This is a genomic window from Bacteroides sp. (assembly GCF_019417265.1).
Taxonomy (GTDB): Bacteria; Bacteroidota; Bacteroidia; order Bacteroidales; family Bacteroidaceae; genus Phocaeicola.
The window spans coordinates 1-16,164 of the sequence record NZ_DXVR01000017.1 but is presented as its reverse complement, the minus strand read 5'-3'; the positions used below and the strand labels follow the sequence as shown (position 1 = coordinate 16,164).

The window sequence follows — 16,164 nt, the reverse complement described above, 5'->3', positions numbered from 1 at the left end:
TGTCCGTCGGCCAATATACGAAAGAAAGCGTAAAGTTCGCCCCATTCCCTTTTTGTTGCTTCAAATGCCATAAATTATCATTATTAATCTGCCACAAAGATACGGATATTTATTTAACTTTGCAGCCATGAAACTAATATTCTACTCAGCAGACTTAAGTACGGAACTTGACTTGCCCATAGCCGGCGAAGGCATACGTGCCGGTTTCCCAAGCCCTGCACAGGACTATATGACAGACTCGATAGACCTGAACAAAGAGCTTGTGTCACATCCGGCCACTACATTTTACGCCCGTGCCGTAGGCAACTCTATGACCGGATTCGGCATCTCGGACGGGGATTTGCTGGTTATAGACAAGAGTATAGAGCCGATGGACGGAGATATAGTGGTGGCATTCATCGACGGAGAATTTACCCTTAAAAGAATAGAGAAAGAGGCAGACGGATGCTGCCTGTGGTTAGTGCCGGGAAATGAAGACTATCCACCGATAAAGATTACGGAGGACAATGATTTCATAATCTGGGGAGTCCTGACGTACAATATAAAGAAGCAGCTCATCAGGTCAAGAAGAAAGAGAGAGTAAAGACTGTCAGTCAGCATGTACGTCTATTATCTCATTAATATTGGTCGTGAAACGCTTCGACACGTGTTCACATTTCAATCTCCATTTCATGTCATATCCCTGTACGGCCATTCTTACAGCATTGAAACCGTTCTTAAGGTTTATTTCGTCAATAGCTTTGGCCAATGCCGTTCTCTTTTCACGGTCCACGGTATCGAACAAATCTCCCTGTACGGCACTGTCGCTGCATATATCCCAGACTATCACACCGGCCTTCTTATAGTAATAACAGTCGGTTTCGGAATGCCATTTGTCCCTTAAGGTTTTTACCGCACCGGAAACCAATTCCATTACATCGTTCGTTGGTACCGGAAAATATACATTAGCCTGAAGATAATCGCTCGGCAAATCGTTTCTGAACCTGCTGGTATATGCAAACACTGTCATTGCTCCGCAAACAGACCTGTCCTCCTTCAGTTTCCGCGAACAGTGTGAGGCAAAATTGGCAATAGCTTCTTCCAGTGTTTCAATATTATTCAGACCTTCGTCCGGAAAACTGCGGCTGGTACATATGGATTTCTTGTTAGGCAGTTCTTCTATGCTTATACAGTCCTCTCCTCTCAGTTCTTTCCACGTACGGACACCTGTAACTGTAAGTTCTCTCCTGACCCACGATTCGGATTTCTGCACAAAGTCCCATGCCGTTTCCACTCCAATGCTTTTCAGCCTGACCGCTATCCTTCTTCCTATTCCCCAGACATCGGCTATATCGAAAAGCTTTAGAGCCTTTTCCCTTTTCTCGTCCGTATCTATCATACAGACAGAATGATAACCCTTATACTTCTTTGCAAACTTGCTTGCCATCTTGGCCAATGTTTTGGTAGGTGCAATACCGAGAGAAATAGGAATACCGGTTCCCTTTGTTATATGCCTTACCATATCGCGGGCGTATGGCAACAGTGTTTCAGCTGTACCCATGCCGGAGAAATCCATAAAAGCTTCGTCTATGGAATATATGTCCAGCTTTGGGGTATAAGCCGAGAGCAATGTCATAACCCTGCGGCTCATATCGCCATAAAGCACATAATTACTGCTGAATACTGCCACACCGTTTTTCTCCAACAGTTCCCTGACCTGATAGAAAGGTGCCCCCATTTTAATGCCCAAAGCCTTAGCCTCATTACTTCGGGCTATCACACAGCCGTCATTATTGGACAAAACCACACAAGGGGTGTTCCGCAAATCAGGACGGAACACCCTCTCGCATGATACAAAAAAATTATTACAGTCTACAAGGGCTATCATTAGCTTAAACAAAAATATTATTTAGATTTCAAATTTAGCAGTAACCGAACTTCCGCAACGTATTCCTTGCGGAAGAGCAATCTTATACTCCTTGCCGTTTATCGTAACAACCAGTTCCTTTATGTCAGGATTCATAGTAGCCTCAGTAACAGAAATTTCATATTTTCCATCAGTCTTTTTCACCATAACGGCTGCCGGATCTGAAACTGACATCGAAAACTCCTTAAATTTCAGTCCTTTATTTCCAGGATAGAAAACAGCCTGTACGACAGTCTTATCAAGTAATCTTACAGCCTGCACCAAAGTGTCATTACTCATAACTTCGAACGGCAACTTACCTTTTGGAACATCTGTGCCTGCATAAACGACATATCCGTATGTGTCATTTACAGGTTTGCGTCCATGCTCAGTCCATACTCTCAGTATATTGACCTCGCTTGGCTTTGACGACAGTTTCTTATTTGACAGATTGCGTTTTTCCCAGTCTGTAGGTTTAGTCTCACATGATACATATGCTTCCTTTGTAAATTGAGGTAAAACAGTATAGCTGAACTTTCCTTTTTGTGAAATCCATACAGGATTCTTCTTATCCGATTTCCAAGCTATTATTTCACCTTTCTTTACCAGTGTTTTATTTCCTTTCTTTATTGTATATACGTCGTCAACCCATGCTGTCTGATCAATAGTAGTACGCAAATCCCCTTCTATTTCCGGTTGCATATTTGTAAGTCCCGCACCTAAGGCTACGAAATAATCTCCCATGATGAAATAACCTTTATAGACTTTAAATCCATACAGCATTTTGTTTTCTTCCTTAGCTGCATTGCCTTTGTCGTTAACTCCTTCTTTATCGGAACCGTTCATCTTTTCGAAGATAATTCCGGCCACACCATCTTCATGACCGTCTGTAGCACCTGCCGCAAAATTATGCTTACTGCAATATCCTCTCCAGTTTGTCACAGGAACAAGTCTGTCCATACCTTCCCTGGCAGTTACGCCCGGCATGGCTGTCACATCCCATCCACCCATAACTTTAAAATATTCATCACCACTGCGCTGGAATAATGTAGTGCCGTCTGTAGGATAGAAATTATAGTTATCGGCAAATGCAGCACTCTCCAAACCATCAGTTCTGAAGGAAGCCATATTTATATCTATATGATAATCAGGAGTTTTCTTCATCAAGTCATCATTATTGAAGAACCACCTCATACCTTTATACATACCGTCAGAATATCCATCCATAAAGATTCGGTTGGTCTTCACTTCTTTCTGCAATGCAAGAAGTTCTTTTTGCTCCTCCGGTGTGAAAGAAGAAATCCAGTTCTTTACAACTCCGTCAAGCATTTTTGCATAAGGAATACTCTTTTCATCAGGATTATACACATAAGAACCTCTGTCAAGTCCCGGAAGTCTGTATCCTTTATAATAATACCAGCTACCACCTCTGAAGAAATTCATCAATGCCTCTGTATTGGATTTATCCAGCTGCTGTGCCCATGGAGTGCCACGCAACATAGTAAGCATATTCAAGGCATTAGATGCTCCGTCAATAGGATATCCCCAGACAAGACACTGTTTGCCATGCCCCCATCCGGCACCATCGGCAGTAAAACCTTCTGTCCAGAACGAGTCTTCGTAAGTCACCTGCGAAGTCATACTTATACCACGTCGGCAAACTTCAGCCAATAAATCCACCATTGGCACTGAGCTGTACATAGCAGCTACCGGTAGCAAGGAACGATATGCAAGTGCATTACCGCCAACCCACCAGACATGATTTCTGAACCTTTCAATAGAAACCACATTATCATCAGTAGCATCCTTTCTTAAAGGCTGTGTCCATGCCTGAATGCCAACAACTTTAAGCATATCGCTAGCCTCGGTCACCAAAGGACTTGCCTCACCTCTCTCTGCCTTGTCCATCAAATCCAGCATAGCAAAATAAACATTCACGGCCGCTGTAGGGATAGCAAAACATGAAGCGTGAAAACGCGGCCTATCGTTACGACGCGATATTTCAAGCATACCATAATGCTTTATAGCCTTCATTAGATTGTCAGACAATGCCTCATCAGCCGATATATATCCCAAACGACAGGCACTGCATATCTGAAAAATCCTTTCAAATGCATCACCAATAAAAATTCCTGCCGCATCGTCCGAGGTATTGGCATACCCTTTATTATATGTATCGTTTTCATCAAACCCTCGTTCTATAGGGTTCATATCAGAGAACGTTCCTTTTTCCGTAAGCAAAGACAGATACTCCTTAGCCTTCACACCGTCTTTCAAAGCCTTCAACCTATAAGGATGTTCGCTGAAATAATTTCTTAGTTTTTTAATGGCCTCTGCCTTTTCATTATCAGCATAAGCAACTCCGAAGCTATAATACTTTTTATAGTTATTGAAAGCAAAATCCACTTCAGGCTGTTGTGCAAAAGCCGTACACCCCCAAAACACCGGTAATAACAACAGATAATTCTTCATAATATACTTAAATTTATTATTTATTGAGACAAAGATAATAAAACTATTGTAAAAATATATCTAAAGGGAACGATATACGATACTTTCTTTTTCTGTATGCCATTATTTAAATGAATTTTTAGCCAAAAACCACCAATAAAACGACAAATTACATAAAAAGACTGATGATTATTCATTTTTTTATTATATATTTGCGCTATAAATTCAAATTATTAATATCATGGAGATAAAAAAGAACTTAGGACTGGCACTTTTGTCTGCAGCAGTATTGGCATCATGCAGCACAAAGCCTGAAAAGACTGAAAGTTTTATTGATGCCGAAATCAGCAACATGGTAGCACAACATACCATCCAAACTGATATCATCGAAAAAAGCGGTAAAATCCTCAATCCGCGTACACTTGATAAAAACGGTAACATCCATTATGTACCTATCGATGACTGGACAAGCGGATTCTTCCCTGGCAGTATGTGGTTGGATTACGATTTGACCAAAGACGAAAAATGGAAAAATTTAGCTGAAAAATATACTGAAGACCTTGATTCTGTGAAACATCTTAAATGGCATCACGATGTAGGCTTCATGATTGGATGCAGCTACCTTACTGGTTATAGAATCACAGACAAGCCTGAATATGTTGACGTAATAGTAGAAGCAGCGAAATCACTCTCTACACGTTTCCGTCCGGGAGCAGGCGTTATCCAGTCATGGGATGCTGACAGAGGATGGCAGGGTAAACGCGGTTGGGAATGTCCTGTTATCATCGACAATATGATGAACCTTGAATTGCTTTTCGAAGCTACTAAATTCTCAGGCGACTCTACATTCCACAAGATTGCCGTATCTCACGCTGACCAGACAATGAAGAACCACTTCCGTCCGGACAACAGCTGCTATCACGTTGTCGACTATGCTTTGAAGGATGGAGCTGTTCGCAGCCGTCAGACAGCACAGGGTTATGCACACGAATCAGCATGGGCTCGCGGTCAGGCATGGGCTATTTACGGATACACTACCTGCTACCGTTATACTCACGACAAGAAGTATCTTGACCAGGCAGAAAAGACTCTTAACTTCTACCTCAACGACAAGAATCTTCCTGAAGACCTCATCCCATATTGGGACTTCGATGCTCCTAACATTCCTAACGAACCAAGAGATGCATCTGCTGCTGCTTGTATAGCATCTGCTTTGTACGAAATGGACGGTTACTGCCAGGGTAAGAACTATAAGGAACTTGCAGATAAGATTCTGACAAACCTTTCTTCTCCTAACTACAAAGCTAAAGTCGGTGAAAACGGTAACTTCATCCTTATGCACTCTGTAGGTAGTATTCCTCACGGAGCAGAAATCGATGTTCCTCTGAACTATGCTGACTACTACTATCAGGAAGCAATCGTTCGCAAACGTAATCTGGAAAACAACCAGCCATTACCTTTTGCAGCAAAATAATAGACAATAAGTTAATAATTAAACATCCAATCGGGACAATCCCGTAAAAACATCTGTATTGCTTAGGGATGAAAAAGTCTTGACATCACTTTATGCGATACAGATATTTTTTCTTGAAAACCATTAATCAAAGCTATAAGAATCATGAGAAATTTTATCCTTCCACTTACAGGCCTTTCACTGTTTTCAACAGGATGCGCCCAGAAGCAAGAACAGAAAACTCCGGAAATGCCTAACGTGGTATATGTATTCCCTGACCAATACAGAAATATGGCAATGGGATTCTGGAATGAGCCGGAATTCAACAAAAACGTTAATTTCAAGGCAGACCCTGTACACACTCCTAATATAAACAGATTCGCTAAGGAATCACTCGTGCTTTCCAATGCCATGAGTAACTGTCCGTTGAGTAGTCCTCACCGCGGTAGCCTACTTACAGGTATGTATCCTAATGAAAGTGGAGTTCCTTTGAACTGTAACTCCAGCCGTCCTATCAGTTCACTTCGTACTGACCTTGAATGTATTAGCGACGTTTACGGCAAAAACGGATACGACTGTGCATACTTCGGAAAACTACACGCAGACTTCCCTACCCCTAACGACCCTGAAAATCCCGGTAAATATGTAGAAGAAAGAATACCGGCATGGGACGCATATACCCCGAAGGAAAGACGCCACGGATTCAACTACTGGTATTCATACGGAACTTTCGACGTACATAAAGACCCTCACTACTGGGACAATGATGGAAAGAAACACGAGCCTAAGGAATGGTCACCTATACACGAAGCCAAGGAAGTAGTTTCATACATCAAGAACGAAAGAAACCAGCGCGACACGAGCAAGCCTTTCTTCATAATGGTAGGTATGAATCCTCCCCACAGTCCTTACCGCTCACTTGACGACTGTATGGAAGAAGACTTCAACCTTTATAAGGACCAGCCTATAGACAGTCTTCTTATCCGTCCTAATGCCGACAAGGAACGTGCCAAGTCAGAATCGGCAAGATATTACTTCGCATCAGTAACAGGCGTTGACCGTGCTTTTGGTATGATACTTGACTGCCTGAAGGAGATGGGACTTGACAAGAATACAATAGTAGTATTCACATCCGACCACGGTGAAACAATGTGCAGCCAGTTTACTGACGACCCTAAGAATTCACCTTATGCAGAGTCTATGAATGTTCCGTTCATCATCAGATATCCGGGACATCTTCGCCCAAGAGTTGATAACCTGATGATTTCAACTCCTGACATAATGCCTACAATGCTGGCTATGAGTAACCTCGAAAAGTTCATCCCTAAAGGAATACACGGACACAACTACGCTCCATTCTTCAGAGAAGAAAACACAGAAACAGTGGTACGTCCGGAAGGCGCACTCTACATACAGAACATGGACGGAGAAAAAAACAAGGACGGAAAAGTAATAAGCTATTTCCCACGTTCAAGAGGTATAAAGACACACAAATATACTTTGGCTCTTTACATCGACAAAGAGAATAAACTCACAAAGACATTACTCTTCGATGACGAGAAAGACCCATATCAGCTGAACAATCTTCCACTTGAAGAAAACAAAGAGGCTGTAGAAGGACTTTTAGCTCTGATGGGTAAACAACTCAAAGAAATAAATGACCCATGGTATAAGGAACAGATTCTATCTGATATGATAAAATATTAATACATTTATATTGTCCGGCTGTCTTAATCATATTCATTATGGTTAAATCAGCCGGACATGTTTTTTATTAGAACTTTATGAAAGTTAATAACATGAAACGCTTATTATCTATCCTCACATCCGTAGCATTCACTACATCCCTGATGGCAAACAACAGTATTATCGTAAATACAACACAAAATCTGGTAAATGCTGTTTCTACAGTTAAACCGGGAGATACAATTCTGATAGCAGACGGAACCTACAGGAATCTGCGACTCTCTGTCACTACTGACGGAACAAGCGACAAAATGATAACCATCAAAGCCCAGAATCCCGGTAAAGCATACATATCAGGAAACTCGGCTATAGAACTTAGAGGAGATTTTATCCATCTGTCAGGACTGTATTTCAAGGATGGCAGCAGAAATCCCGGCGAGTGGAAGACTCACGGTCCGGGAATCGTCAGCATATATGCCGACCACTGCGAGGTGTCCGAATGTCTGTTCTATGATTTTGACAAGGCAAATTCATCATATATTTCTACCAATCTCGACGAATCAGGTCACGTACCGCAATATTGCCACATACACCACTGCGCATTCATAGGAAAGACCACACAGGACCAGGTAATAAATCTTAACAACACAAGAAAGAAAACTCTTGAAGGAGAACCAGGAAAGCCTATGTATCACCGTATCAGCTATTGCTATTTCTCAAACCCTCCTAAGAAAGGAAATGCCGGAGGAGGTATCAGAGTAGGCTACTGGCGCAAGGATTACGGCAGATGTCTTATAGACCACAACCTCTTTGAAAGACAGGACTCAGAAGCAGAGATAGTGACAAGTAAATCAATGGAGAATGTATATTTTGCCAATACATTCATCAATTGTCGCGGTACTCTGAATTTCCGTCATGGCGACAAACAGGTCGCTCTGAACAATCTTTTCATCGGTACTGACGAAATGTACGGCTACGGTGGTATGTACATCTGGGGAAGTAACCACATTATTGGCAACAATTTCTTCTATCTTCCAAAGACCATGAAGGACAGAGGATTTGCAGGCATCTACTTCAACTGCGGATCTAAAGCCGGCGAACATGCCCTTGCCTATGACATGGTGGTAGTAAGCAACACATTCGTTGCGGTACAAGGTTCTGCTTTCAACCTTGCTCCAATGTACGACAGACGATTAAAAGCATTCGGTACGGAAACAGAACTCCCACACGATATCACATTTGCCAACAACTATGTATCAGCCCACAATAAAACCAAATCCGTATGGCACGAAGAAAACGGCAATTCCGCCAAACAGACATGGGAAGGCAATGTATGTTCCGGACTTGATGTATCTGGTATGAAAGGCTGGGAAAACGGCACAGCTCCGAAAGGCATCAGCACCGAAGAGCTGAAAAAGGTTCTGCCGTATACATCCATCGAAGGAATAGATTTGGATTTCTTAAAGATACTCTCTACTCCGCTTCAGGATAAATCACTCAATAAGAAAATAACCGGTCCTACATGGTGCGATGAATATCCGGGCAATTATGCTGAAACAGGGGTATTCATGCAATAACAAACAGGCAAATATCTGTACAGTAAAAGAATCTTATTAATTTTGTGGGACATTCAGCAATTGGGAAATCTATTTAAAGAATCATCTCCGCAGGCTATCATGTAAAAAAACAACGTAGTACCCAATTCCGAATATTATAACAGTCAACCAAAATTAGGAAAAGACATTGTTCACTGACCGTTCACTACCCGTTCAGTGAACAGCCAGTGAACAATAAATGAACAAACATAAGAAGCACTTAAAATTCACAAGCTATGAAAGAACTGAAACAGGAAATATCAATAAGAAAGTATCTTTACGAGGAACTTTCAGACTCTGACAAGCAACTGGTTGAAGCAGCCAAGGAAGCTACAAAACGGAGTTATGCTCCTTACTCTCACTTCAATGTAGGAGCAGCAGTCTTACTTGAAGACGGAACAATTGTTACTGGGTCCAATCAGGAAAATGCGGCCTACCCTTCCGGTCTGTGTGCAGAACGTACCGCACTGTTCCATGCCGGCTCGCAATACCCGGACAAGGCAGTAACAACCATTGCCATTGCAGCATCAAATTCAGAAGGCTTTACCGAACTTCCTGTAACTCCTTGCGGAGCTTGCCGACAGGTACTATTGGAAACAGAAATGAGGTATAAGCGTCCCATACGAGTGTTAATGTACGGTGCGGCATTCACCTACGAGATACTCGGCACGAAAGACCTTCTTCCACTGTCATTCACAGATAAATCCATGGACTAAACATATTAAATACATACTACACAAAAACGAACAAACCGGGCTTTACTAACTGCAAGAACCTTAAATGACGTTAAAATACTACTTTCCGCATAGTAGTAAAACATAATTTTATAGTCTTTCATAAAATATACCACAAGAATAACAACTTTATGACTATAAATACAAACTCATTCAAAGACAATTTCAGATTATACTACCGTCCCTTGTGTCTTTTCGCCTTGCATTATCTTCACGATATTGACAATGCGGAAGACACGGTGCAGGACTGTTTTGCCGAACTCTGGGAACGGAAAGACTCAGGAATGGAGATTTCTAATATAAAATCATATCTATATTCTATGGTAAGGAACCGCTGTATAGATATCGTAAAGAAAGACTCACTGATAGACAACAATGTACAGCCGTCCGATCTTGAAGGCCTCATCTCCGAAGAGGAATGCGAGGAACGTTCGTACGACGAAGCCCGACTATGGACTGCTATAGACTCACTGCCGGAAAAATGCAGGGAAGTGTTCCTGCTTGCAAAACGCGACGGAATGAAGTATGAGGAAATAGCCGTCAGGATGAACATTTCCGTGAACACGGTAAAAAATCAGATGAACAAGGCTCTTAAAAACATCAAAGAAGGTATCCGCAAAGTATATATGTTCTTTTTCGGATAATTTTTTTCATTTCGGCATAGTAGTTTTTTCAATACTTTGCGTCTTATCTAAAAACAAAGTACAATCATGAAAGATAAAGAAGAAAAAAACTTGCAGTTTGTCCTCAGATATTACAGACACGGGAAACTGGACACGGCCAAGGCCCTGAACAAAATCACAGGCCACAGACAGCAGAATAATCTGCACAGATTATGGATATACTCGTCCGGAGTAGCTGCCGCAATACTGATATGTATAGTAAGCTATACACTGTTAAGCCGTAGTGACAGCAACATGATATCAGTCACTGCGGACGCAGGACTCACCAGACATTACCTGCCGGACAGCACACTTGCCATACTATCCAAAGGTTCCACATTGGGATACGACTCCGATAATTACGGAAAGAAGTCACGCGAGGTAAATATGTCAGGAAAAGTCTTTTTCTCTGTCCGCAGAAACGAGCAGTCACCATTCACGGCCACAGTAATGTATGCACAGGTCAAAGTCCTCGGAACTGAATTTGAAATTGACGAACGTATGCAGGACACTGTCACAAACGTGTATGTAAAATCCGGGAAAGTAATGTTCAAGGGCAAGAACAGTTCCAAAGGAATTATCCTCACAAAGGATATGAGCGGAACACTGATGCACGGAAACGAAATACCTGAAATAACAAACGCCGCCTTCCCTAACCCGTCAGCATGGGCTACAGGAAAGTTTGTTTACAAAAATACTCCTATAGATGCCGTAATGAAGGAACTCTCGATTTATTACGGAACAAGCCTTTATGCGTCCGAACATTTCAAGACCATTACAGCCGAGTTCAGAACGGACAGCTTAGATGAAATAATATCACTTATAGAGAAAACACTAGACATCAAAATAACAAGAAAAGACTGAACATGGACAGAATAATATCAATAATCCTTCTGTTTTCTACAATATGCGTTTCATCAATAAATTCACAAGGCAGAGTCACTTTAGAAGACATGATGGGGCAGATGAAGAGTATCTACCCTGTAAGCTTTGTTTACGACTCGTCAATAAAGCTGAACATACCTTATTCAGGCAAGAAACCAAGTATGGTAAGCCTTGAAAACAGCCTTGAAACAATATTCAGCAATACCGGCATCAAATGGGAGATAAACGGTGACTACGTGATACTGAAAAGACTGTCGTCATATACATTGAGTGGATATATCTATCAGGAGAACGGCGAGACAGTGATAAACGCCACTGTATGGGACATCACATCCAATACCGGTACACTGACAAACGAGCATGGTTTCTACAGTCTTACGCTTAACGAAGGAAAACATAAAATCCGTTTCTCGCATATCAGCTGTGGCGAACAGACGGAAGATATTACACTAAAAGGAAACAAATCGCAGAACATATACCTGAAGGCGGATTACCGCATAAATGAGGTGGTGGTTACTGCCGACCTGAACTCCCCTATCTACACTACACAGACCGGAAAAGTTTCGCTTACGGCAAAGGACTTTGTAAACGGAAACAACTTCATGAGCTCACCTGATGTAGTAAAGAAGCTTCAAAGTCTGTCGGGAGTAGCCAGCGGTACGGAGCTAATCTCCGGACTTTATGTACACGGCGGAGGGAACGACGAGAACCTTTTCCTGCTCGACGGTACACCACTCTATCAGGTGAACCATGCCGGAGGACTGTTCTCTGCATTCAATACTGACATTGTAAAGAACATCGACTTCTACAAGAGCGGCTTCCCAGCCCGTTACGGCGGACGACTGTCATCGGTAGTAGATATCCGTACAAACGACGGAAACATGAAAGAATATCACGGAAGTTTCACGCTCGGACTTCTTGAAGGCAGAATACAGTTTGAAGGACCGATAGTAAAAGACCGCACCTCCTTCAACGTGGCTATGCGACGCACATGGATAGATTTACTCATTAGCCATAATGAATACAAGCAGAAGGGACAAGATAAATACAAGATATGCCTTCCACGACATCAATGCAAAAGTTACTCACATATTTTCTGAAAAGAGTCGTGCGGATATCAACCTGTATTCCGGTAATGATCTTCTAAAAGTGAACAACAAGGCATATTCTTATTCTTCTGAACTTTCAAATATAGACAAATTCAATCTGCAATGGGGAAACTTCACCGCATCGGTCAACTGGAAATATATCTTTTCTCACAAACTGTTTGCAAATTTTACCGGAGTATATACCCACAACCGCTCCAAATTCGATTATCTGAGTGAAGAACGTTTGGGATATATAGAGGGATTAGACGGTGCAATAATAAAAATCCAGAACAACCATTCCACCATAAACGATTTCGGCTACAGAATGGAGTTCGACTATCGTCCCAACACATGGAACCACATCCGCTTCGGTTCAAACTATATGCGCCACATCTTCATGCCACAGAATTTCTACTCAAAGTATGACAATACGGCGAATAACGAACAGACAGACAGAATAAAAAGTCAGTACAAGAGTAATAAATTTACCCTCTATGCCGAAGATGACATTTCGCTTGGCAGCCGCCTGAAGCTGAACGGTGGAATACACTACACCATGTTCGGAATTGCTGGTACGAAATATCACTCTATTGAACCACGCGCAGCAATGAACATCAAGCTCTGCGACAATGTAAGTTTCAAGGTATCATATACGGAGATGAGTCAGTTCATGCACCAACTTTCTGCTACCTACCTGAACCTGCCGACAGACTATTGGGTACCTTCTACTGAAAAAATCACCCCTATGAGGTCGCGACAATACTCAGCAGGAATATACAGCAGACTTCCGTATAACATCAGATTAAGCATAGAAGGTTTCTATAAGACAATGAACAATCTGATAGAATACAATGGCGATAACCAACTCAATCCTTCTGCCGACAACTGGGAAGAGAACGTAAGGACAGGAAGAGGAAAGGCATACGGAGCAGAAGCAGACATCAGCTACAGTAACGGAAAAACATCCGTCGATGCATCCTACACTCTTTCATGGAGCAAAAGATTCTTCCCGGACTTCCATCAGTCATGGTACCCGGACAAGTTCGACAACCGTCATAAATTCTCTATCAACCTGAGCCATAAGTTCAGCGACAGGATTGACGCATACGCATCGTGGAATTTCCATAGCGGAAACCGCATGACTATCCCGACACAAAAGGTAGAAGCACCTGTTATACCACCAGTAACAGAAAACCAGGATCCGAACGAGGGAATGATGGTTTATGAAGCCCCGAACAATATTTCCCTACCGGCCTATCACAGACTGGACTTGGGTATAAACTTTCGCAAAACCACTAAAAGAGGCTTTGAGAGAATATGGAATGTCAGTCTTTATAATGCCTATTGCAGGATGAATCCGCTGTATGCCACTGTAACACAAAAAGAAGACGGAAGTTTCGTAGGAAAAGCATACGGAGTATTCCCTATAATTCCGTCATTCAGTTACACACTTAAATTTTAAACAGATATGAGACATAAATTTATATATATTGCATCACTACTGATCATATTATCATCGTGCACATACGAATTCAACATAGATGATGTGGAGGCTAAAAGAAAGCCTATGGTATTCTGCATGCCTAACACAATTGGAGATACTACACTGATACAGGTTTCACAAAGCATGAATGTAAACAATAAAGGTACAAACACTTCTGCCAAACCCGACATAACATTTAAGTTGAACGGAGTGGAAAAGGAGATAAAATATACTGACAAAGCGACTGACTTACTCCCTGCAAATTCATACTATGTTCTTGGCAAACTGAAAGAAGGTGACAAGATAGATTTGGAAGCATCATACCCTGATATGCCTACGGCAAAATCAAGTACAGTAATACCACAGCCTTTCCCATTGGACAAATGGGATATGATTCTGAAGGACGGTTCATACGGCAGGGAAATACAGTTCCGTATATCATTTACAGATAATGCCGATACAAAAAACTATTACGGTGTAAGAATAACAAGGAAAATCAGTTATCACAATTATTATCCTGATTACAATACTGGGGCAGACTATGATAAATTATTGGGCATAGAGTTCAATCTTGACGAAGAGCCACTGCTGTCAAAGGAAGTAGGTTTTGACGAGATATTCGATATTTCGAAACTTCATTATCAGGAGATCTATTTGTGGGACGATACCATGCTTAACGGCAAAAGCTACACATTACATCTCGGTACATATTATAGCGAAGATAGCGTAAATGAATACAACAGCACAGTCAATTTTTTCAAAATCTACCTCTACCATTTCTCGGAAGAAATGTATAAGTATCTGAAATCAGTAAACGATATAAACGACAACGAATTAGGTGGATACGGCCTTGCTCCTATCCGCAGCCACTACACAAACATAGAAAACGGTATAGGTCTTTTAGGCGGATGCAGTATTTACGAAACAGACTGGATTGAGAATCTGAAAGACGAAGAGAACGAAGAATAATCAATTATTTAAACATAGACTTATGAAAAAAAATTTTTTACTCACAATCGCAATGTCTGAAATAGTATTTGCGACATCGCAAGCACAGGAATTCAGATACGGACTTTCCGGAGGATACAACCTTAACTCTATGATAGCGAACGAATCAAAATCAGGTTTCCATGCCGGACTGAAAGGTGAATATGCTTTCAGGGATGCACAGAAAGGGCTGTACACCGACTTCGGACTGATGATTTCATCATACGGTTGGAAATCCACACCTGCATACGATAACGGAACAGGAAAAGTATATGAATGGGACACAACACCTTACTACCTGAACATACCAATCCACTTAGGTTATAAATTCAAGGTCAGCGACAATCTAAGCATTTTCGTAAACGCCGGTCCGTACTTCAACATCGGAATGTTCGGCAAGATGAATTACACGACTACATACCCAGACGGCAAAACGGAAACAGGAATATCATCAAACAATATATTCAAAGACGGACTGTCACCACGCTTCGACTGGGGAATAGGTTTCCGTGCCGGAGTGGAAATAGCGCGTCACACACAAATAGCCATAGGATATGACTGGGGCATGAAGAATTCTTATATGAACAACTCTGAAACCAAGAACAGGACGTTTGTAGTTTCACTGACGTATTATTTTTAATTATTAGTTCTTAGTTGTTAGTTTTTAGTTCCATCCGAATGGATCAATAACTAAAAACTAACAACTCGTAAATCCTATTAATGTTTTTATGATAATTATATTGAGTCCAACGTATTTTAATAGCATTGGACTCAATAGTTACTGAGATTTATACGACATATCAAAAAAACTGGTTATAGTATGGGTAATGAAACCTCTGTTCAGAGGTTTCATTACCCATATCAATTTCTATTTTATCTTCATGAGCTAACCAACCGATGGCAGCTCCGAGTTCTATATCAGACAAATGACTTTCGGTTCTCAACTCTGTATAACTCCAATAATATCTGGTATTCAACAAATTCCATATTAGAGCTGCATTTTTTTCTATTTCATACTTATTCATACACAAATGACTTAATATTAAACAATAACTTTTTGAGTTTTTCGGAAAACATAACAGACAACTTGAATAACAAACTACTCTCTGTAATTTTTAAGAGACTGCAAAATAAAAAAATATAGCCTACTATTCAACACCTCCACCAAGTGCATGATATAGAGAAATAATTGCCTGTATCTTTTCCTGACTTTATCATTGCGTCACCCAAATCATAACTCTAACCAGTCATCAGT

The 16,164-nt window shown here is 41.3% G+C and carries 14 protein-coding genes; 11 read left to right on the top strand and 3 right to left on the bottom strand.

What is annotated here, in order from left to right:
- The first annotated feature begins 127 nt into the window (after nt 1-127).
- Nucleotides 128-583 carry a translesion error-prone DNA polymerase V autoproteolytic subunit gene (umuD, locus tag QZ379_RS03855; RefSeq protein WP_291558549.1) on the top strand — a complete coding sequence of 152 codons (456 nt, stop codon included), beginning with the start codon at nt 128-130 and terminating at the stop codon, nt 581-583.
- A 6-nt stretch (nt 584-589) separates the two neighbouring features.
- Here the strand turns inward: umuD and QZ379_RS03850 are convergent, their stop codons facing one another.
- On the bottom strand, nt 590-1,867 hold the full coding sequence (locus QZ379_RS03850) for a Y-family DNA polymerase (RefSeq protein ID WP_291558547.1): 1,278 nt from the start codon (nt 1,865-1,867) through the stop codon (nt 590-592).
- A gap of 21 nt (nt 1,868-1,888) precedes the next feature.
- On the bottom strand, nt 1,889-4,357 hold the full coding sequence (locus QZ379_RS03845; RefSeq protein ID WP_291558545.1) for a polysaccharide lyase family 8 super-sandwich domain-containing protein: 2,469 nt from the start codon (nt 4,355-4,357) through the stop codon (nt 1,889-1,891).
- A 220-nt stretch (nt 4,358-4,577) separates the two neighbouring features.
- Here QZ379_RS03845 and QZ379_RS03840 point away from each other — a divergent pair, with 220 nt between their 5' ends.
- From QZ379_RS03840 to QZ379_RS03800, 10 genes are all read left to right on the top strand, one after another.
- Nucleotides 4,578-5,810, top strand: coding sequence for a glycoside hydrolase family 88 protein (locus QZ379_RS03840; protein ID WP_291558543.1), 1,233 nt, complete (start codon nt 4,578-4,580; stop codon nt 5,808-5,810).
- A gap of 144 nt (nt 5,811-5,954) precedes the next feature.
- Complete coding sequence (locus QZ379_RS03835) at nt 5,955-7,496, top strand: sulfatase (RefSeq protein WP_291558541.1); 1,542 nt, start codon at nt 5,955-5,957, stop codon at nt 7,494-7,496.
- A gap of 92 nt (nt 7,497-7,588) precedes the next feature.
- Entirely contained in the window at nt 7,589-9,052 is a 1,464-nt protein-coding gene (locus tag QZ379_RS03830) for a chondroitinase-B domain-containing protein (protein WP_291558540.1), read from the top strand.
- A gap of 254 nt (nt 9,053-9,306) precedes the next feature.
- Nucleotides 9,307-9,786: a cytidine deaminase gene (gene cdd / locus QZ379_RS03825; RefSeq protein WP_291558538.1), complete on the top strand. Its 480-nt coding sequence runs from the start codon at nt 9,307-9,309 to the stop codon at nt 9,784-9,786.
- A 149-nt stretch (nt 9,787-9,935) separates the two neighbouring features.
- On the top strand, nt 9,936-10,448 hold the full coding sequence (locus QZ379_RS03820) for an RNA polymerase sigma-70 factor (protein ID WP_291558536.1): 513 nt from the start codon (nt 9,936-9,938) through the stop codon (nt 10,446-10,448).
- A 66-nt stretch (nt 10,449-10,514) separates the two neighbouring features.
- A complete protein-coding gene (locus tag QZ379_RS03815) occupies nt 10,515-11,330 on the top strand; it encodes a FecR family protein (protein WP_291558534.1) in 816 nt (271 codons plus the stop codon).
- 2 nt (nt 11,331-11,332) lie between these two features.
- Nucleotides 11,333-12,451, top strand: coding sequence for a carboxypeptidase-like regulatory domain-containing protein (locus QZ379_RS12735; RefSeq protein WP_366933569.1), 1,119 nt, complete (start codon nt 11,333-11,335; stop codon nt 12,449-12,451).
- On the top strand, nt 12,369-13,901 hold the full coding sequence (locus QZ379_RS12730; RefSeq protein ID WP_366933568.1) for a TonB-dependent receptor: 1,533 nt from the start codon (nt 12,369-12,371) through the stop codon (nt 13,899-13,901). The genes QZ379_RS12735 and QZ379_RS12730 overlap by 83 nt, the downstream gene beginning before the upstream one ends.
- A 6-nt stretch (nt 13,902-13,907) precedes the next feature.
- Nucleotides 13,908-14,891, top strand: a complete 984-nt coding sequence (locus QZ379_RS03805) for a DUF4249 domain-containing protein (protein ID WP_291558532.1) — start codon at nt 13,908-13,910, stop codon at nt 14,889-14,891.
- Between the two features lie 22 nt (nt 14,892-14,913).
- Nucleotides 14,914-15,549: a porin family protein gene (locus QZ379_RS03800; protein ID WP_291558530.1), complete on the top strand. Its 636-nt coding sequence runs from the start codon at nt 14,914-14,916 to the stop codon at nt 15,547-15,549.
- A gap of 160 nt (nt 15,550-15,709) precedes the next feature.
- Here the strand turns inward: QZ379_RS03800 and QZ379_RS03795 are convergent, their stop codons facing one another.
- Nucleotides 15,710-15,934 (bottom strand): winged helix-turn-helix domain-containing protein, encoded by a 225-nt coding sequence (locus QZ379_RS03795; RefSeq protein WP_291558528.1) that lies wholly within the window; start codon nt 15,932-15,934, stop codon nt 15,710-15,712.
- Between the last annotated feature and the right edge of the window lie 230 nt (nt 15,935-16,164).